The organism is Cellulosimicrobium cellulans (assembly GCF_007679345.1).
Taxonomy (GTDB): domain Bacteria; phylum Actinomycetota; class Actinomycetes; order Actinomycetales; family Cellulomonadaceae; genus Cellulomonas; species Cellulomonas cellulans_A.
Genome location: NZ_VEGH01000002.1, coordinates 95405 through 113805, shown reverse-complemented (window position 1 = coordinate 113805; position 18401 = coordinate 95405). Strand labels below are relative to the sequence as shown.

The 18401-nt window shown below is 75.5% G+C and carries 16 protein-coding genes; 9 read left to right on the top strand and 7 right to left on the bottom strand.

Going from position 1 to position 18401, the window contains the following annotated elements:
- Positions 1-14: 14 nt before the first annotated feature.
- Positions 15-314 carry a DUF1540 domain-containing protein gene (locus tag FS882_RS02835; protein ID WP_158370648.1) on the top strand — a complete coding sequence of 100 codons (300 nt, stop codon included), beginning with the start codon at positions 15-17 and terminating at the stop codon, positions 312-314.
- A 93-nt stretch (positions 315-407) separates the two neighbouring features.
- Here FS882_RS02835 and FS882_RS02830 read toward each other — a convergent pair whose 3' ends face one another.
- The 3 genes from FS882_RS02830 to upp all read right to left on the bottom strand — a co-directional run bounded on the left by FS882_RS02830 (position 408) and on the right by upp (position 2697).
- Positions 408-1073, bottom strand: coding sequence for an NAD(P)H-binding protein (locus FS882_RS02830; protein WP_158370646.1), 666 nt, complete (start codon positions 1071-1073; stop codon positions 408-410).
- A gap of 397 nt (positions 1074-1470) precedes the next feature.
- A complete protein-coding gene (locus FS882_RS02825) occupies positions 1471-1800 on the bottom strand; it encodes a hypothetical protein (RefSeq protein ID WP_158370644.1) in 330 nt (109 codons plus the stop codon).
- 261 nt (positions 1801-2061) lie between these two features.
- Positions 2062-2697, bottom strand: a complete 636-nt coding sequence (gene upp, locus FS882_RS02820; protein WP_154730806.1) for a uracil phosphoribosyltransferase — start codon at positions 2695-2697, stop codon at positions 2062-2064.
- Between the two features lie 222 nt (positions 2698-2919).
- Between upp and FS882_RS02815 the strand changes: the two genes are divergently transcribed.
- On the top strand, positions 2920-6216 hold the full coding sequence (locus tag FS882_RS02815; protein ID WP_158370642.1) for an AfsR/SARP family transcriptional regulator: 3297 nt from the start codon (positions 2920-2922) through the stop codon (positions 6214-6216).
- 73 nt (positions 6217-6289) lie between these two features.
- On the opposite strand, the gene FS882_RS02810 is transcribed toward FS882_RS02815, so the two are convergent.
- Together FS882_RS02810 and FS882_RS02805 are read right to left on the bottom strand one after the other, a co-directional pair.
- Positions 6290-7132 carry an ABC transporter permease gene (locus FS882_RS02810; protein WP_158370640.1) on the bottom strand — a complete coding sequence of 281 codons (843 nt, stop codon included), beginning with the start codon at positions 7130-7132 and terminating at the stop codon, positions 6290-6292.
- Positions 7129-8139, bottom strand: a complete 1011-nt coding sequence (locus tag FS882_RS02805) for an ATP-binding cassette domain-containing protein (RefSeq protein WP_158370638.1) — start codon at positions 8137-8139, stop codon at positions 7129-7131. The genes FS882_RS02810 and FS882_RS02805 overlap by 4 nt, the downstream gene beginning before the upstream one ends.
- A gap of 184 nt (positions 8140-8323) precedes the next feature.
- Between FS882_RS02805 and FS882_RS02800 the strand changes: the two genes are divergently transcribed.
- From FS882_RS02800 to FS882_RS02790, 3 genes are read left to right on the top strand one after another with little or no spacing between them, the layout of a single operon-like run.
- On the top strand, positions 8324-8965 hold the full coding sequence (locus FS882_RS02800; RefSeq protein WP_262348029.1) for a TetR/AcrR family transcriptional regulator: 642 nt from the start codon (positions 8324-8326) through the stop codon (positions 8963-8965).
- Positions 8966-9021: 56 nt separating this feature from the next.
- The gene (locus FS882_RS02795) at positions 9022-9501 is read left to right on the top strand and encodes a VOC family protein (protein WP_316043612.1); all 480 of its coding nucleotides are present in this window, start codon (positions 9022-9024) and stop codon (positions 9499-9501) included.
- A gap of 28 nt (positions 9502-9529) precedes the next feature.
- Positions 9530-10003 (top strand): acyl-CoA thioesterase, encoded by a 474-nt coding sequence (locus FS882_RS02790; protein WP_262348028.1) that lies wholly within the window; start codon positions 9530-9532, stop codon positions 10001-10003.
- 36 nt (positions 10004-10039) lie between these two features.
- On the opposite strand, the gene FS882_RS02785 is transcribed toward FS882_RS02790, so the two are convergent.
- Positions 10040-10912, bottom strand: a complete 873-nt coding sequence (locus FS882_RS02785) for a Cof-type HAD-IIB family hydrolase (RefSeq protein ID WP_158370636.1) — start codon at positions 10910-10912, stop codon at positions 10040-10042.
- A 210-nt stretch (positions 10913-11122) separates the two neighbouring features.
- Here FS882_RS02785 and FS882_RS02780 point away from each other — a divergent pair, with 210 nt between their 5' ends.
- Positions 11123-11947 carry a hypothetical protein gene (locus FS882_RS02780; protein ID WP_158370635.1) on the top strand — a complete coding sequence of 275 codons (825 nt, stop codon included), beginning with the start codon at positions 11123-11125 and terminating at the stop codon, positions 11945-11947.
- Positions 11948-12108: 161 nt separating this feature from the next.
- Positions 12109-13737: a methyl-accepting chemotaxis protein gene (locus FS882_RS02775; protein ID WP_158370633.1), complete on the top strand. Its 1629-nt coding sequence runs from the start codon at positions 12109-12111 to the stop codon at positions 13735-13737.
- Positions 13738-13847: 110 nt separating this feature from the next.
- Here the strand turns inward: FS882_RS02775 and FS882_RS02770 are convergent, their stop codons facing one another.
- Positions 13848-14216 carry a DUF488 family protein gene (locus tag FS882_RS02770; protein ID WP_158370631.1) on the bottom strand — a complete coding sequence of 123 codons (369 nt, stop codon included), beginning with the start codon at positions 14214-14216 and terminating at the stop codon, positions 13848-13850.
- A gap of 288 nt (positions 14217-14504) precedes the next feature.
- Between FS882_RS02770 and FS882_RS02765 the strand changes: the two genes are divergently transcribed.
- Both FS882_RS02765 and FS882_RS02760 read left to right on the top strand, forming a co-directional pair.
- Positions 14505-15620 (top strand): Fic family protein, encoded by a 1116-nt coding sequence (locus tag FS882_RS02765; RefSeq protein ID WP_262348026.1) that lies wholly within the window; start codon positions 14505-14507, stop codon positions 15618-15620.
- 192 nt (positions 15621-15812) lie between these two features.
- Positions 15813-18395 (top strand): ATP-dependent Clp protease ATP-binding subunit, encoded by a 2583-nt coding sequence (locus FS882_RS02760; protein WP_158370629.1) that lies wholly within the window; start codon positions 15813-15815, stop codon positions 18393-18395.
- The last annotated feature ends 6 nt before the right edge of the window (positions 18396-18401 follow it).

The following is an 18401-nucleotide window of genomic DNA, read 5'->3' as shown; positions in this document are numbered from 1 at the left end:
CCGGAGGTCCCGCGATGAGCACCCTCATGGAGCAGCCCCCCGTCTCCGAGTGCTCGGTCGACGGCTGCTCGTACAACCACGAGCACGCCTGCAGCGCCGCGGCCATCACGATCGCCGGCTCGGCCGGTGACGCGAAGTGCGCGACGTTCATCCCGCTCAACGTGAAGGGCGGGCTCGACCGGGTGGGCTCGCACGTCGGCGCCTGCCAGCGCGCGGACTGCACGCACAACGAGCACCTCACCTGCGCGGCGGACGCCGTGCGCGTCGGCGCCGGCCACGACCTGGCCGACTGCCTCACCTACAGCCCGGTCTGACCCGCGCGCCGAGGTGCGCCGGCCCCGTCCCCCTCGCCGGGGGCGGGGCCGCGCTGCGTCCGGGGCCGGGCGAGGTCCGGCCCGCCCCGGCGGTCAGTCCTCGCGCTCGGTGGCCGCGGCGACCGCCGCCGCGACGGGGGTGGCGCCCTCGGACAGCTCGAGCACCAGGCCCGCCGTGCGCGGCTCGTCCAGGAGTCCGACGAGCACGGCCGCCACGTCGTCACGCGTCACCTGCCCGCGGGGGACCTCGGCGCCGAGGCGCACGTGCCCGGTGCCGGCGTCGTCCGTGAGGCCCCCCGGGCGCAGGATCGTCCAGTCGAGGTCCCGGCGGCGCAGGTCCTCCTCGGCCGCCGTCTTGGCGCGCAGGTAGACGGCGAACACCTCGTCGGTGCCGGCCGGCGGCTCCGACCCCGCGCCGACCGAGGACACCAGCAGGTACCGCCGGACCCCGGCCTGCTCGGCCGCGTCCGCGAGCAGGGCGGCGGCACCGCGGTCGACGGTGTCCTTCCGCTCGGCCCCGCTGCCCGGGCCGGCACCCGCGGCGAACACGACCGCGTCGGCGCCCGACAGCTGCGCGGCGAGCGCGGCGGCGTCCGCCTGCTCCAGGTCGAGCAGCACGGCGGTCGCCCCGTCGGCCTCGACGTCGGCGACGTGGTCCGGGTTCCGGACGATCGCGAGCGGCGTGTCACCCCGTTCGGCGAGCAGCCTGCTCAGACGGCGGGCGATCTGACCGTGGCCTCCGGCGATGGCGATGCGCATGCGTCCACGGTAGGAGCGCGGCCCGGGCGCCGCACCCGCTGCCCGGGCCGCGCGTGTGCGGCGCGCCGTGGCGCCGCACGTTCGGGCGGCCGGTCCCCGGCCCTGGCAGGGGGCCATGTCGTGCTCGGACCGAGGACCGGCCATGTCGCCCGACGCCAGGGGGGCGAACGTCGGGCGACCGCGAGACCTCGTGGGGTCCTGGCCCGAGGGCCCGGTCCGCGGTGGTCGTCGCACTGATCACGCTAGGCGGGAACCGGGCCCGTTGCACACCGATGAGTAGCAGGACGCGCCAGGTTGGGTGGCCGATCGGCCCCCAGTGAGGGGTCCCGGACCCGGACCGGGTGGAGCACTCAGGCCGGGACCGGGAGGCCGCTGCGTGACGGCCGGGTGCTGTGGCTCAGGCGATCCCGGCCGCGCCGCCGAGGGGCCGGAGCCCCGCGAGCCGGCGCCGGATGCTCTGCACGTCGTCCTCGCGGCCGGTCGGCACCAGGGAGAGCGCGGTGAACGTCTCCGCGGTCGGCAGCAGGTCGCGAGCGAGGTCGCGCAGCGCCTCGGCCACCTCGGCCAGGTCGGCGGCGTGCCCGGCGTCGAGCTCCGGGCCGTCGCCCTGCAGGCCGACGTACAGCACGAAGCCGGCGCGGCCGGCGGTGCCCGCGGCGTGCGGGTCCGCGGGCGCGGCGCCCGGCCGGGGTGCCGGTGGGGCTGCGGGGGTGCGGGGTCGTGCCACGGTGTGCTCCGGGGTGCGCGGGGCCGCGTGCGGGCGGGCGGCCGGGGTGTGGTCGGGGGGGACGGCGGTGCGTCAGGACCAACAGCGCGTGCGATGCGCTCCCGGGCGGACGCCGGCGGACGCCCGGGAGGCGTCGGTCGGGCGTCGGCGGAGCATCACGCCCCCGATGGTGGCAGCAGCCGGGCGGGGCGCCAAGGGCTTTCCGTGCAGGGTCTCAGCGGCCGAGACCGGATGACGGCGGGCGCGGCCCGCCGCGGGGCGTCAGACGACGCCGTACAGCCGGTCCCCGGCGTCGCCGAGCCCCGGGATGATGTAGGCGTTCTCGTCCAGGCGCTCGTCCACGGCCGCGACGACCACGGTGACGTCGCCCCGGTCGCCGACGGCCTCCTCGACCACCTTCAGGCCCTCGGGCGCCGCCAGCAGGCACACGGCGGTGACGTCGCGCGCGCCGCGGGCGAACAGGTAGTCGATCGCGGCGACCAGCGTGCCGCCGGTCGCGAGCATCGGGTCGACCAGGAAGCACTGCCGGCCCGTCAGGTCCTCGGGCAGCCGGTTGGCGTAGGTGATCGCCTCGAGCGTGGTCTCGTCGCGCTGCATGCCCAGGAACCCGACCTCGGCCGTCGGCATGAGGCGGGTCATGCCGTCGAGCATGCCGAGGCCGGCGCGCAGGATCGGGACGACGAGCGGCAGCGGCTCGGCGATCTTCACGCCGGTGGTGGTGGCCACGGGGGTCACGACCTCGACCGGCTCGGTGCGGACGTCGCGGGTCGCCTCGTACGCCAGCAGGGTCACCAGCTCGTCGACGAGCTTGCGGAACGTCGGGGACGACGTCTCCTTGTTCCGGAGCACCGACAGCTTGTGGGCGACGAGCGGGTGGTCGGCGACGTGCAGGCGCATGGCCCCAACCTACCGTGCGCGCCCCGGGACCGACGTCCCGGGCGCCGCGGCGTGACCGGCACCACGATGGGCAGCAGCGCGCGGCGACGGCGCAGCCCCCTGCCTGCACCGTCGCCGCTGCGCATCCACGTGCGGCGCCCGCTCCCGCCGGGGACGGCGGGCCCGACCACCCGGGTGGTGAGGTGCGCCGGCCGAGGGGCGTGCGCGACCTAGACTGCCGCGGTGCCTGGTCCCGCGCCCGAGCCCGCCGCAGGGCCGCTGCGGCTGGCCGTCCTGGGCCAGGTCCGGGCGGCCGGCCCGGACGGCGCGCTGCTGCCGGTGACCGGTCTGGGCGCGAACCTGCTGCTGGCGCTCGCCCTCGAGCCCCGCGGGCTGTCCACGGCGCGGGCGGTGGACGAGACCTGGCCGGACGGTGCCCCGGCGTCGGGTCGCGCGGCGCTCCAGACGCTGGTGTCCCGGCTCCGCGGCGCGCACCCGGGCCTGCTCGCGTCCACCGCGGCCGGCTACGCGCTCGGCGCGGACCGCGACGGCGTGGACCTGCTCCGGGCGACGGACGCGCTCGCCGCCGCCCGGACGGCGCTGGCGGCGGGCGACGCGGCGGCGGCGTCGGCCGCGACCGGGACGGCCCTCGCCCTGTGGGACGGGGAGCCCGGGACCGGCGCCACCGCGCCCGACCTGGTCGACGCCCTGGCCACCCGCGCGGACGCGCTGCGCCGGGACCTGCTGCGGGTGCGGGCGGCCGCGCTGCTCGACCTCGGCGACGGCGGCGCGCTCGCGGCCGCCCAGGACCTGCTGGCGCTCGCGCCGCTCGACGACGGGGCGCACCTGCTGCGGATGCGCGCGCTGCACGCGGCGGGCCGGAGCACCGAGGCGGTCGCGGCGTTCGGGTCGTACCGGGAGCGGCTGCGCGAGGCGCTCGGCACGGACCCGGCCCCGGAGGTCGCGGCGTTCCACCTGGAGCTGCTCGCCGGGACGGCGGCCGCCCCGCTCCCGCCCGCCCCGGCTCCCGCCCGCGCGCCGGTCCCCGCGGCGGTCCTCCCGCCCGCGCCGGCCGCCCACGGGCTCCGCGTCGCCCCCAACGCGCTGATCGGCCGGGACGCCGACATCGCGGCCGTCGAGGCGCTGCTCGGCGCCGCCCCGGTCGTCACCGTGCTGGGCACCGGCGGCCTCGGCAAGACCCGCCTGGTGCAGGAGGTCGCCCGGCGCGCCGCCGGCCGGTCCCGCGCGGTGTACGTCGCCGAGCTCGCCTCGGTGCGCGACGACCCGGACGTGCTGCCCGCCCTGGCGGGCGCGCTCCAGGTGCCCGAGGCGGCGGCCCGGCGCGGCGGTGTGGCGGACCAGCGGCTGCGCACCCTGGCGGAGCGGGTGCTCGACCGGCTCGGCGAGCAGCCGACACTCCTCGTGCTGGACAACTGCGAGCAGGTGCTCCAGGGGGTCGCGACCTGGGTCGCCGAGGTGGTCGGCACGCTGCCCGGCGTGCAGGTGCTGACGACCAGCCGCGCGCCGCTGGGCGTGCCGGGGGAGCGGGTGCACCCGCTGGACCCGCTGCCGACCCGGGACGCGGACGGCGGCCCCGGCGCGGCGGTCCGGCTGTTCACCGAACGGGCGACCGCCGTGCGCCCGGGCGTGACGCTCCCGGCGGACGTCGTCGAGCGGCTGTGCGCCCGCCTGGACGGCCTGCCGCTCGCGATCGAGCTCGCCGCGGCGCGGACGCGGTCGCTCACGGTCGCCGAGGTGGAGCGCCGGCTGTCCGACCGGTTCGCGCTGCTCGTGTCCGGCGGCGCGGGCACGCCCGAGCGGCACCGCACCCTGCTGGCGGTCATCGCGTGGTCCTGGGACCTGCTCACGGAGCGGCAGCGGGCGCTGTGCCGCCGGGCGGCCGTGCTGCCGGACGGCTTCGGGCTGCCGGCGGCGCTCGCGCTGGTCGCGGGGGAGGCCGGCGAGTCCGCGGTGCTCGACGACCTGGACGCGCTGGTCGCGCAGTCGCTGCTCGGGGTCGAGGAGGAGCCGCGCACCGGCGAGGTCCGGTACCGGATGCTCGAGACGGTGCGCGAGTTCGGCCAGCGCGAGGTCGCGGCGCTCGGCGAGGAGGACCGGGTGCGGGACGCGGTCCTGGACTGGGCGGACGACGTCGCGTCGGGGATCGTCCGGCGCGCCGGCAGCCCCGAGCGGGTGCTGCTCGACCCGGTCGGCGACGTCGAGCACGACAACCTGGTGGCGCTGCTGCGCCGCGAGCTCGCGGCGGGCACCCGCAGGCCCGGCACGGTGCTCGCGATCTTCGCCGTCGTCGGGCTGCGCTGGATGCTGCAGGGCGCCCACGAGGAGCTGCACGACGTCCAGCGGGGCGTCCTCGCGGCGAGCGACGGCTGGACGCCGGACCGCGACCCCGAGCCCGCGGTGCTCGCCCTGGCGATGCTGGCCGGCGCCGAGCTGATGTTCGGCGACCTGCGGGCCGGGGCCCGCGCGCGGCTCGCGGTGCGCCGCGCCGCGGCGGTGGGCGGCCTGCGCCCGGTCGCGCGGCTGCTGGCCGACGCCGTCGACCGGTTCGCGGACCCCCCGGCGCTCCTCCGGCTGCTCGGCCGGGCGCGGGCCTCGACCGACCTGCCGAGCCGGCGGCTCGCGCTGCTGGCGTCCTGGTCGCTCGCGGAGAACGACGCGGACCTCACGGCGTCGATCGGGTACGCCGAGGAGGCCTACCACCTGGCCGTCGACACGGACGACCCGTGGACCGCCGTCATGGCCGCGGTGTCGCTGGCGGGCGCGTACAGCCAGAGCCTGCGCCCCCGGGAGGCGATGGACTGGCTGACCGCGGCGCGCACGGCCCTCGCGGCCCCGCAGATCACCCACCGCGACCTGATGGTCCAGGCGTTCGAGGACAGCCTGGAGCAGGTCTACGGCGTGACCCTGCTGAGCCTGGGCGAGTGGGACGAGGCGGAGCGGGTCTTCGAGGACGTGGCCCGGGCGACCACCGACGTGCGCGACGCGGAGGTGATGTCCGGCCTCGGGCTCGCGGAGGCCGAGCGCGGGCGCGGCGAGGTGGACCGCGGGCTGGCCCGGTACCGGGCGCTGCTGGCGCGCGCCGCATCGCGGGGGAACTCCGGTCCGTGGGTGCTGGTCGCGGTCGGGGCGGCGCTCGCGGCGCACGTGCTGGAGGGCCGGGCGGACGAGCCGGCGATCCGGGACGCCGTGCGCGCGATCCGCGAGGACGACCTCACCGGCCGGGCGGGGTTCACCGACCGGCCGGTGCTCGGCACGCTGCTGACCGGGGTCGGGTCGTGGCGGATCGCCGTGGCGCCCGAGGACCCGGGCGGCCTGGAGCTGCTCGCGCTGGCCGAGCGCATCGGCGCGCGGCAGGACTTCCCGTGCGGGGTGCTGGCCCCGCACCTGGCGCTCGCGGCCGCCCGGTACGGCGAGGCCGCCGTGGCGCGGGCGCGGGCCGGGGCCGCGGCGCTCGGGCACGGTGACGACGTGCTCCGCGCCCTCGCGCTGCTGCGCGCGGCGGGGGTCGGCGCGGCCTGACGCGGGCGACGGCGCCCGGCCCCCCGCGGGGGGCCGGGCGCCGCGAGGGCCGGGCGGCCGCCGCGCGGACCGCTCAGGCCCGGCGCATGTACGCCCGGACCGTCAGCGGCGCGAACACCGCCACGACGACCGCGGCCCCGAGCAGCGCCCAGCCCGCGTCCGCGGTGATCCCGTTGCCGACCGTCAGGTCGCGCGCGGCCGTCACCAGGTGCGACACCGGGTTCACGTCGACGAACGACCTCAGCCACCCGGGCAGGGTGTCTGCGGGGACGAACGCGTTCGACGCGAAGGTCAGCGGGAACAGCACGATCATCGAGATGCCCTGCACCGACGACGCGGACCGGGCGATCACGCCGAAGAACGCGAAGATCCAGGACAGCGCCCACGCGCTGACGATCACCAGCAGCCCCGCGGTGACCACCCCGACGGCGCCGCCGTCCGGCCGCCAGCCCATGATCAGGCCCATCACCATCGTCAGCGTCGTGGCGATGAGGTAGCGGATGGTGTCGGCGAGCAGCGCGCCGGCCAGCGGGGCGATCCGGGCGATCGGCAGCGACCGGAACCGGTCGAACACGCCCTTGTCCATGTCCTCGCGGAGCTGCACGCCGGTGACGACGGACGTCGTGATGACCGTCTGCACCAGGATGCCGGGGATGAAGAACGGCAGGTAGGACTGCACGTCCCCCGCGATCGCGCCGCCGAAGATGTACGTGAACATCAGCGTGAACAGGATCGGCTGCAGCGTCACGTCGAACAGCTGCTCCGGCGTCCGGCGGACCTTCAGCAGGCCGCGCCAGCCCATCGAGAACGACTGCCGGACGGTGGCGCCGAGGGTGACGCGGTTGCTGGCGGCGCGGGCCAGGGCCTGCGGGTCGACCGCCGGGGCGGCCGGTCGGGTCGGGGTGAGCGTGGTCATGCGCGGGCCTCCTCGAGGTCGCGGTCGGCGGCGTCCTCGGCCGGCGCGGGCGCCGTGGAGGCGTGCCCGGTCAGCGTGAGGAACACCTCGTCGAGCGTGGGCTCCTGCACGGCGATGTCGTGCAGCGGGATGCCGGCGGACCGCAGGGCGACCAGCAGGTCGCCGGCGGAGTCGGCGGTGGGGACGGGGGCGGACAGCCGGCCGTCTCTGGCGCGGGTCGGCTCGACGCCGAGCACCGAGCGGGCGATCCGCAGCGCCTCGGGCTCGTCGGCCGGCTCGGCCAGGCCGATCTGCAGCCGCGAGGTGCCGACGGAGGCCTTGAGCTGCGCGCCCGTGCCCTCGGCCACGAGCCGCCCGCGGTCGATGACGGCGATCCGGTCGGCCAGCTGGTCGGCCTCGTCGAGGTACTGGGTGGTGAGCAGGACGGTCGACCCGCCGGCGACCAGCCGGCGCACGGTCTCCCACATCTGCAGGCGGGTGCGCGGGTCGAGGCCGGTGGTGGGCTCGTCCAGGAAGATCAGCGGCGGCTGCGCGATGAGCGAGGCGGCCAGGTCGAGGCGCCGGCGCATGCCGCCGGAGAAGTTCTTCAGCGGGCGCGCGGCCGCCTCGGTGAGCCCGAACTCCTCGAGCAGCGCCGCCGACGTGCGGCGGGCGTCGACCCGGGACAGGCCGAGCAGCCGCGCGAACAGCACGAGGTTCTCGGTCGCGGACAGGCTCTCGTCGACGGAGGCGTACTGGCCGGTGACGCCGATCAGCGACCGCACGGCCTGGGCCTCGCGGGCGACGTCCCGGCCGAACACGGTGGCGGTGCCGGCGTCCGGGCGCAGCAGCGTCGCGAGCATGCGGATGGTCGTGGTCTTGCCGGCGCCGTTCGGGCCGAGGAAGCCGTAGACGGCACCGGTCCGGATCTGCAGGTCGATGCCGTCGACCGCGCGGTTGTCGCCGAAGGTCTTGACGAGCCCGCGGGCCTCGACGGCCCACGTGCTGCCGCCCGTGGATGTGGTCATGGTGGTGGTCCTCCCTGGTTGACGGCCACCACCCTCCGGGCCGCCGCTCACACGACGCTCACGTCCCGCTGACACGCCCGCCGGCGACCACCCGTGCGGCTGACGTCGGCCCGGGCGCCCGCGCGGCGCCGTGACGCGCGGGCGGGCGTGCGCCACACTCCCGACCGGGTCGAGGGGGTGGGGCATGCCGCGGATGGCGGTGGCGGAGCGGCGCCGGGAGCTGGTCGACGCAGCGGTCCGGGTGATCGCCCGGGACGGCGTCGCGGCGGCGACCACACGGGCCGTCGTCGCCGAGGCGGGCATGTCCCTGGCGAGCCTGCACTACGCGTTCCCGTCCCGCGAGCACCTGCTCGAGGCGGTCATCGTCGAGGTGACCGAGCAGGAGCGCCGCGCCGCGGAGACCGGCCTGCTGCCCGTCGCCACGGCGGGCGGCGACGGAGCGGTCGACGGTCCCGCGGGGCCGCCGGCGCTCGAGGACGTCATCGCCGGCGGCCTGGAGCGCTACGTCGATCACCTGGTCGCCCGCCCGGAGCGGGAGCAGGCGCTGCTCGAGCTCGCGCTGTACGCGATGCGGACGCCGGGCCAGCGCGGGGCGCTCGTCGCCCAGTACGCGGTCTACCAGGAGTCCGCGCGCGCGACGCTGTCGACCGCGGCGCTCGCGGCGCGGTGCCGCTGGACCGTGCCGCTCGACCAGGCCGCGCGGGCGCTCGTGATGGCGACGGAGGGGCTGACCACGGTCTGGCTCGCCGACCGCGACACCGAGGCGGCGCTCCGGACGGCCCGGTTCGCGGCCCGGTCGCTCGCGGCCCTGGCCGAGCCGGCGTAGGGCCGGGCACGAGGCCCCGGGGCACACTGGGTCCACCCGAGACGAGGAGGCGTCCCGTGCTGACCAGCGTGCACCCGTTCCTGTGGTTCGACTCCCAGGCCGAGCAGGCCGCCGCGCTCTACACCTCGCTCCTGCCGAACTCGCGGGTGACGGAGACCCGGACGTACCCCGAGGGCGCACCGGACGGGATGGCCGGCCGGGTGATGTCGGTGTCCTTCGAGCTCGACGGCCTGCCCGTCGAGGCGCTGAACGCCGGGCCGCAGTTCCGGTTCACGGAGGCGTTCTCGTTCTTCGTGTCGGTCGACACCCAGGACGAGGTCGACCGGCTGTGGGACGGGCTGATCGCCGGCGGCGGTGAGCCCTCGCAGTGCGGCTGGCTGAAGGACCCGTACGGCCTGTCCTGGCAGATCGTCCCCCGCGCGCTCGGCGAGCTGCTGGGCGACCCGGACCCCGCCCGGGCGCAGCGGGCGATGCAGGCGATGCTCGGGATGCAGAAGCTCGACGTGGCGGCCCTGCGCGCCGCGGCGGACGGCTGAGCCCGCGCGGGCGACCTACCCTGGGCCGGTGACAGACACCGCCCCCACCCCCGGCCGGCGCGGACGCGTGACGATGCAGGTGCGGTGGTCGGACGTCGACCTGTTCGCGCACGTCAACAACGCGGCCTACCTCCGGTTCCTCGACGACGCCCGGTTCGCGCTGTTCTCGTCGATGGGCGTCGACCCCGCGGGCCGGCCCACCGACTCGCTGCTGGTCGTCGTCAAGCACGAGATCGAGTACCTCGCGCCGCTCGCGTTCCGGCCGGAGCCGATCGCCGTCGACGTGTGGGTGCCGCGCACCGGCCGGTCGTCGGTGGACTTCGGCTACGAGGTGCTGGACGTCGCCGGCGCGGGCGGGGCGGAGCCCGTCGTCTACCTGCGCGCGCGGTCCCGGATGGTGCAGCTCGACCGCGGGACGCACGAGCCGCGCCCGTTCACGCCCGCGGAGCGCGCGGTGTTCGAGACGTACCCCGGCGAGGCGCCGGTGCTGCACGCCTGGTGACGGCCGGGCGCGCGGCGCCCCGCGGTGCGCCGGCCGTCACGCGACCGGCGGCATGCCCAGGGCGGCGGCCAGCGTGCGGGTGACCCCGTTCCGGCTGTTCGCCGGCACGACGTACCGGGCCCGTGCCCGGACGTCCGGGTGCGCGTTGTCCATCGCGCACGACCAGCGGGCCGCGTCCAGCAGCCCGGCGTCGTTCAGGTAGTCCCCGAACGCCATCGTCTGCTCCGGCGTCACGCCCAGCCGCTCCTGCACCCGGCGCAGCGCGTGGCCCTTGTCGGCCGCCGGGCTCATCACGTCGATCCAGTGCTGCCCCGACACCACGACGCGCAGCCGGTCGGCGAGGTCGGCGAACGCCGGGGCCGTGGCGTCCTCGACCGACCCGAAGTCGAACACCGCGATCTTCAGCACCACGTCGTCCACCGCGGTGACGTCGTCGACCTCCTGCAGCCGCGCGTAGTGCCGGCGGGCGTGCTCGGCGAACGCGTCGCCCACCCGCTCGATCGACGCGGCGCGCTGCCCGCACAGCACCAGGCCGACGTCGGCGCCCCGGGCCGCCAGCTCGCGCACCCGCCCGACCACCTCCGGCACGACCTCCGCGGGCAGCGGGTCCGTGGACAGCGCCTCCTCGTGCTGCACGACGTACGAGCCGTTCTCCGCGATGAACACCAGGTCGTCCCCGCGCGGGCCGAACAGCTCCCGCAGGTTCGCGTACTGCCGCCCGCTGGCCGGGGCGAACGCGATCCCGCGCCGCTCGAGCTCGTCCAGCACGGGCCAGAACGTCTCGGGGACGCGGCCGCGCTCGTCCAGGAGCGAGCCGTCCATGTCGGAGACGACGAGGCGCACCTGGTCGACGTCCGGCAGCACGGGCGGGTCGAGGACGGGCTCGGTGGCGGTCGTGGCGGTGGGCATGCGTCCAGTCTCGCAGCCGGCGCCCCGTGGTCCGTCCGGGTGACGCGGCGTCCAGCCGGCGCACAGCGGGCGCACGGGGACTGGGGCGCGGGATACGGTCGTCGGGCACCGAGCCGCGCCGCGCGGCCGGCGCGCAGGGGGCGGCGGCGACGTCGTGCGCCCGTGCCGCGCCGTCGGCGGCCGGCTCCCCACGACCGAGGAGTCCTTCCCATGCGCGTCACGCGTGGCATCGCCGCCCTGTCCCTGACGGCGGTCGCTGTCCTGGGCCTGTCCGCCTGTTCCTCCGACTCCGGCGAGAAGGCGGAGAAGCCCGCCGCGGGCGCCGAGGCCTCGGCCCCGGCCGAGGAGGTCGCCGAGGTCGAGTCGGACTTCGACCTGACCAAGGACGACTTCGTCGAGCGCGTCACCGCCGCGGCCCAGGCCGCCGGGACCGTGACGATGGACATGACGACGACGGGCTTCGGGGCCTCGCAGACCGCGAAGGGCGTCATCCGGTACACCGACGGCGCGCAGGACCTGGCCATGACCATGGAGGTCCCGGGGACCGGCACCATCGACTTCAAGATGGTCGGCGGCATCGTCTACATGCAGATGCCGGAGCTCACCGGGGACAAGTACCTCCAGATCGACCCGGACGACACCAGCAACCCGCTGTCGCAGTCGTTCGCCGGCATGGAGGGGCAGTTCGACCCCACGGGCACCCTCGCCGGGCTCGCGGACGCCGTGAAGTCGTTCGAGAAGGTCGGCGAGCCGCAGGAGGTCGGCGGCGCGCTCGCGCAGGAGTACGCGGTCGTCGTCGACTCGTCCGCGCTCACCGACCCCGCCGTCGCCGAGCAGCTCGCCGCCGCGGGCACCACGATGCCGCCGGAGCTGACCTACAGCTACTGGATCGACGCGGACGACCAGATGCGCCGGGTGACCACCGAGGTCGCCGGGGCCACCACCGACGTCACGTTCTCGGGCTGGGGCGAGCCGGTCGACATCACCGCGCCGACCGCCGACCAGATCGCGGACATGAGCAGCCTCGGGTTCTGAGGGACCCGCTCCGGCGACGGGCCGGGCGCGCCGACGCGGCGTGCCCGGCCCGTCGCCGTCTGTGACCGGCGCCTCCCGGGTTCGCCCGCCGGGGGGCTCAGTCCGGCCGCGCCCCCGCCGATCCGGACGTCGACGGGGGACGGGCGAGCGGAGGTCGGACGATGGGCGCGGTGCCGAACGGGCGAGGGCGGTGGAGCGGGCTCCGGGCGAAGGTCCTGGGGGTCGCGGCGATCGGCGTGGCGACCGCCGTGGTCGCCGGGGTGGGGTCGCAGGTGTTCCTGGGCCGCGTGTCGGCGGCGAACGACCGGCTGGCGGAGCTCCAGGAGGTCTCGACCGAGGTCGGCGAGGTCCGCACGATGAACGCGGACGTCTCGGGCTGGCAGGTGGCGTACGCCTGGGACACCCGGCGGATCGGCGGGCCGGAGGCCGTCGCCGCGGACAACGCCAACCGCGCCGGCTACCTCGAGTCGGTGCAGACCCTGCAGGCGGCGCTGGACGCCGTCGACACCGACCTGCTCACCGCGGACGAGTCCGCGACGTTCGAGCAGATCGCGTCGCTGTGGCAGGACTTCTTCGCCGCGGACGACCGTGTCGTCGCCGCGTACGAGGAGGGCACGCCCGAGGCGCTCGACGCCGGTGACGCCCTCGTCACCGGGGACGCGTACGACGTCTACTACGCGATCGGGGACGCGACGACGGCGCTGCTCGACTCGTTGCGCGAGCGCACCGTTCAGGCCACCGACGACGCGGCGTCCGCGGCCGCGACCGGCCGGGTCGTGACCGCCGTGCTCCTCGTCGCCGGCGTGCTCGCGGCGCTGCTCGCCGGGCTGCGCGTCTCGGGGACCATGGCGCGCGCCGCATCCCGGGTGCGCGCGTCCGTCGAGGCGATGGCGACGGGGGACCTGACCCGCGAGCCCGCCGTGCGCTCGCGCGACGAGCTGGGCGAGATGGCGTCGGCCCTGTCCTCGGCCCAGACCAGCCTGCGCGCGACGATGGCCGGGGTCGTGGAGACCTCCCAGGCGGTGGCGGCCGCGGCGGAGGAGCTGTCGGCTGCCTCGTCGCAGGTCGCGGCCGGGTCGGACGAGACCTCCGCGCAGGCGGGTGTGGTGGCGGCGGCCGCGGAGCAGGTGTCGCGGAACGTGCAGACGGTGGCGGCGGGTGCCGAGCAGATGGGGGCCTCGATCCGGGAGATCGCGCAGAACGCCTCGCAGGCGGCGAAGGTCGCGGGTCAGGCGACGGACGCGGCGGCGGTGACGAACGACCAGGTCGCGCGGCTGGGGGCGTCGTCCCAGGAGATCGGGAACGTGGTGAAGGTGATCACGAGCATCGCCGAGCAGACGAACCTGCTGGCGCTGAACGCGACGATCGAGGCGGCGCGGGCCGGGGAGGCCGGCAAGGGCTTCGCCGTCGTCGCCGGCGAGGTCAAGGAGCTGGCGCAGGAGACGGCCAAGGCGACCGAGGACATCGTCCGGCGGGTGGAGGCCATCCAGGGCGACACCGCCGGAGCGGTCTCGGCGATCGGCGAGATCGCGGAGATCGTCGCGACCATCAACGACTACCAGCTGACGATCGCCTCGGCCGTGGAGGAGCAGACCGCGACGACCACCGAGATGTCCCGGTCGGTGGCCGAGGCCGCGACCGGCTCCGGCGAGATCGCGGTGAACATCACGGGCGTCGCGTCGGCGACGGCGACGTCCTCGCAGACGCTCGGGCAGATGGGCGACGCCATCGGCGAGCTCGCGCGCATGTCCGAGGACCTGCGCGGCCGGGTCGCCCGCTTCACGTACTGAGAGCGGCGGCCGCGTCGAGCGGGCAACCGACACGTCGAGCGAGTACCCGGCGGATGCTCGCTCGACGTGTCGCGTGCGCGGTCGCGGGCGTCGTGGTCCCCGCGAAGGGCTCAGCGGGCCCGATCGGCCAGCAGGCGGGCGAGCACCGGCACGTGGCTCAGCGCCACCTCGCGCGTCGCGGTCACGAGGGTCACCGGGCCGGCGGCCGCCACGTCCGCCAGGTGGGCCAGCGCCTCGGCGCCCTCGCCGTCGGCCAGCTCCGCGGCGTACCGCCGGGCGAACTCGTCGTGGACCTCCGCCCGGTGCTCGTACCACCGCCGCAGCTCCGTGCTCGGCGCGACCCGCGGCAGCCACTCGTCCACCCGCGGGTCGTCCCGCCGCACGCCGCGCGGCCACAGCCGGTCGACCAGCACCCGCCGCCGCCTGCCGTCCCCGGCCTCGTAGACCCGCCCGACCCCGACCTCGTCCACGGTCCCCATCCTGCCGCGGACCCGGCTTCCCGGACGGGTCTGCGCGGCCGAGGCGCGCTGTGACGATCGGGCAGGCCGCCCCATGCCGCGCGGCCTGCGAGGAAACCGTCAGTAAGCAACGGCGTTTGTGGAAGGAAGATGGTCTAACCTTCCAAAGGTGCCCGTAGCGCGCCGAAGGGAGAGCCGATCGTGCGCACCACTCCCGTGCCCCCGGTACCCGCCGCCCCGAGTCCGTGGCCGGCCATCGGCGCGGAAGAACGCCCCTGGACGTCAAGCATCGACCCGGGGCGGCTCACCGTGTTCGAGCGGATCCGACTCGATCGGCCCTACAAGGCCGCAGTCGTCCCCGAGATCGCCGACGTCCCGGTTCCTCTCGAACCTGATCTGCTCGTCCTGACGCACGACGTCGCGGCGGAGATGGCGCGGTTCGATGCCGACGTGGCTCACCTGCCGCTGCCGATGCCGGCCATCCTGCTGCGGAGCGAGTCCGCCTCGTCGTCGCAGATCGAGCACCTGACGTCGAGCGCGCGGAACATCGCGCTCGCGGAGCTCGGACTCGGTGACAGGTCGAACGCGCGGCTCATCGTCGCGAACACCCGCGCCATGTCGGCGGCCATCGACGCCGGCGACGTCGTGACGTCCGAGCTGATCCTCGCGATCCACGATCGCCTGCTGATCGACGAGCCGGACCACTCCGGGCGGTGGCGCGACGAGCAGGTGTGGATCGGTGCCTCGAGCGTGTCCCCGCACGGCGCCGACTACGTCGCGCCCCACCACGAGCACATCCCGCGCCTGATCGACGACCTGGAGTCCTTCGCCGCTCGCACCGACATCCCGGCGGTCGTCCACGCCGCGCTCGTGCACGCCCAGTTCGAGACCATCCACCCCTTCATCGACGGCAACGGCCGCACCGGCCGCGTGCTGCTCCACACGATGCTCCGCCGCGCGGGGGTCGCGGTCGGCACCACGGTCCCCGTCTCCGCCGGCCTCCTCCGCGACACGGGCGCCTACTTCCGGGCTCTGACCGCCTACCGCGCGGGCGACATCGGTCCCGTCGTCGAGCAGGTCGCCGAGGCGGCGCTGGCCGCGGTGGTCAACGGGCGCGCGCTGGCCGCGGACATCGAGGCGATCCGGGCACGGTGGCGGGAGACCATCCGCGCGCGGAGCGATGCCGCGGCGTGGCGGCTCGCCGACGGCCTGTTCGCCCGGCCCGTCGTCGATGCGCACGTGGCCGCGGAGCTCACCGGAACCAGCGGGCGCGCGGCGCTCAACGCGATCAACTCCCTCGTGGACGCGGGGGTCCTGGCCCCGATGTCGGCTGCGCGGTGGGGACGCACCTGGCAGGCGCCGGACGTGCTGGGCGCGATCGAGGCCTTCGCCCGGCGGGCGGGGCGGCGGCGGCCCGGCCGCTGACCGGACCACTGCCGTGGGTTCGTGCGCTCGGGGCGGGGATGCTGACAGTGCCCTCTTCACGCCAGGGGCGAACACGGGACGCCCGACGCACCCCCCGCCGTTAGCATCGAACAACGCCGCCTCGCCGTGCGTGGGAGACCGGGCCGCAGAGCCCGACCGCGCCGGCGAGCACGCCGCTCGTGAGGAGTGCACATGTTCGAGAGATTCACGGACCGAGCCCGTCGCGTGGTCGTCCTCGCCCAGGAAGAGGCGCGGATGCTCAACCACAACTACATCGGCACCGAGCACATCCTCCTGGGTCTCATCCACGAGGGGGAGGGTGTCGCGGCCAAGGCGCTCGAGTCGCTCAACATCTCGCTCGACGCGGTGCGCGCCCAGGTGCAGGAGATCATCGGCGAGGGCCAGCAGGCCCCGAGCGGGCACATCCCGTTCACGCCGCGTGCCAAGAAGGTGCTGGAGCTGTCGCTGCGCGAGGCGCTGCAGCTCGGCCACAACTACATCGGGACCGAGCACATCCTGCTCGGCCTCATCCGCGAGGGCGAGGGCGTCGCGGCCCAGGTGCTCGGCAAGCTCGGCGCCGACCTGAACCGCGTCCGCCAGCAGGTCATCCAGCTGCTGTCCGGCTACCAGGGCAAGGAGCCCGTGGCCGCCGGCGGCCCGCAGGAGGGCCAGCCCTCGGGCTCCGCCGTCCTCGACCAGTTCGGCCGCAACCTGACGCAGGCCGCGCGCGAGGGCAAGCTCGACCCGGTCATCGGGCGCGAGAAGGAGATCGAGCGGGTCATGCAGGTGCTGTCCCGCCGCACCAAGAACAACCCGGTGCTGATCGGCGAGCCCGGCGTCGGCAAGACCGCCGTCGTCGAGGGCCTGGCCCAGGACATCGTCCGGGGCGACGTGCCGGAGACGCTGAAGGACAAGCAGCTCTACACGCTGGACCTCGGCGCCCTGGTCGCCGGCTCCCGCTACCGCGGTGACTTCGAGGAGCGCCTGAAGAAGGTCCTCAAGGAGATCCGCACCCGCGGCGACATCATCCTGTTCATCGACGAGATCCACACCCTCGTGGGTGCGGGTGCCGCCGAGGGCGCGATCGACGCCGCGAGCATCCTCAAGCCGATGCTGGCCCGCGGCGAGCTGCAGACCGTCGGCGCGACGACCCTGGACGAGTACCGCAAGTACGTGGAGAAGGACCCGGCCCTCGAGCGCCGGTTCCAGCCCATCCAGGTCTCCGAGCCGAACCTGCAGCACGCCATCGAGATCCTCAAGGGCCTGCGCGACCGGTACGAGGCGCACCACCGCGTCTCGATCACCGACGGCGCCCTGGTGGCCGCCGCGACCCTGGCCGACCGGTACGTCAACGACCGGTTCCTGCCGGACAAGGCGATCGACCTGGTCGACGAGGCCGGTGCCCGCCTGCGCATCCGCCGCATGACGGCCCCGCCGGAGCTGCGCGAGCTCGACGAGCAGATCGCCGAGACGCGCCGCGACAAGGAGTCCGCGATCGACGAGCAGGACTTCGAGAAGGCGGCGCGCCTGCGCGACGCCGAGAAGCAGCTCGGCCTCAAGCGCCAGGAGAAGGAGAAGGCCTGGAAGTCGGGCGACCTGGACGCGGTCGCCGAGGTCGACGAGGAGCTCATCGCCGAGGTGCTGGCGCTGGCCACCGGGATCCCGGTGTTCAAGCTCACCGAGGAGGAGTCGAGCCGCCTGCTCCACATGGAGGACGAGCTGCACAAGCGGGTCGTCGGCCAGGAGTCGGCGATCAAGGCCCTCTCGCAGGCCATCCGCCGCACGCGCGCCGGGCTCAAGGACCCGAAGCGCCCCGGTGGCTCGTTCATCTTCGCCGGCCCCACGGGCGTCGGGAAGACCGAGCTGGCCAAGGCGCTCGCCGAGTTCCTGTTCGGGGACGAGGACGCGCTGATCCAGCTCGACATGTCCGAGTTCTCGGAGAAGCACACGGTCTCGCGGCTGTTCGGCTCGCCCCCCGGCTACGTCGGGTACGACGAGGGCGGCCAGCTCACCGAGAAGGTGCGCCGGAAGCCGTTCTCGGTCGTCCTGTTCGACGAGGTCGAGAAGGCGCACGCGGACATCTTCAACTCGCTGCTGCAGATCCTCGAGGACGGTCGCCTGACCGACTCGCAGGGCCGGGTGGTCGACTTCAAGAACACCGTGATCATCATGACCACGAACCTCGGCACCCGGGACATCGCCAAGGGCGTCCAGACCGGCTTCCAGGCCGGCGGCGACCTGTCGACGTCGTACGAGCGCATGAAGTCCAAGGTCAACGACGAGCTCAAGACGCACTTCCGTCCGGAGTTCCTCAACCGCGTCGACGACGTGGTCGTGTTCCCGCAGCTCTCGCAGCCGGAGATCTTCGCGATCGTCGACCTGATGATCGCCAAGCTCGACGCCCGCCTGCGGGACAAGGACATGGGCATCGAGCTCACCGAGGCGGCCAAGAAGCTGCTCTCGGAGAAGGGCTACGACCCGGTCCTGGGCGCCCGGCCGCTGCGCCGTGCGATCCAGCGGGAGATCGAGGACGCGCTGTCCGAGAAGATCCTGTTCGGCGAGCTGCACGCGGGTCAGCAGATCGTGGTGGACGCGCACGGCGAGGGCCTCCTCGGCGAGTTCGTGTTCCGCGGCGAGGACCGCGGGCCGCGCTCGAAGGAGCCGGTCGGCGCGGGTGCCCGCACCGCCGGGACCCCGGGCTCCGGCACGGACGTCCCGCCGGCACCGCCGATCGCGTCGTCCGGTGACGGCGGCACGGGCCTCCTGCCCGCCTGACGCACC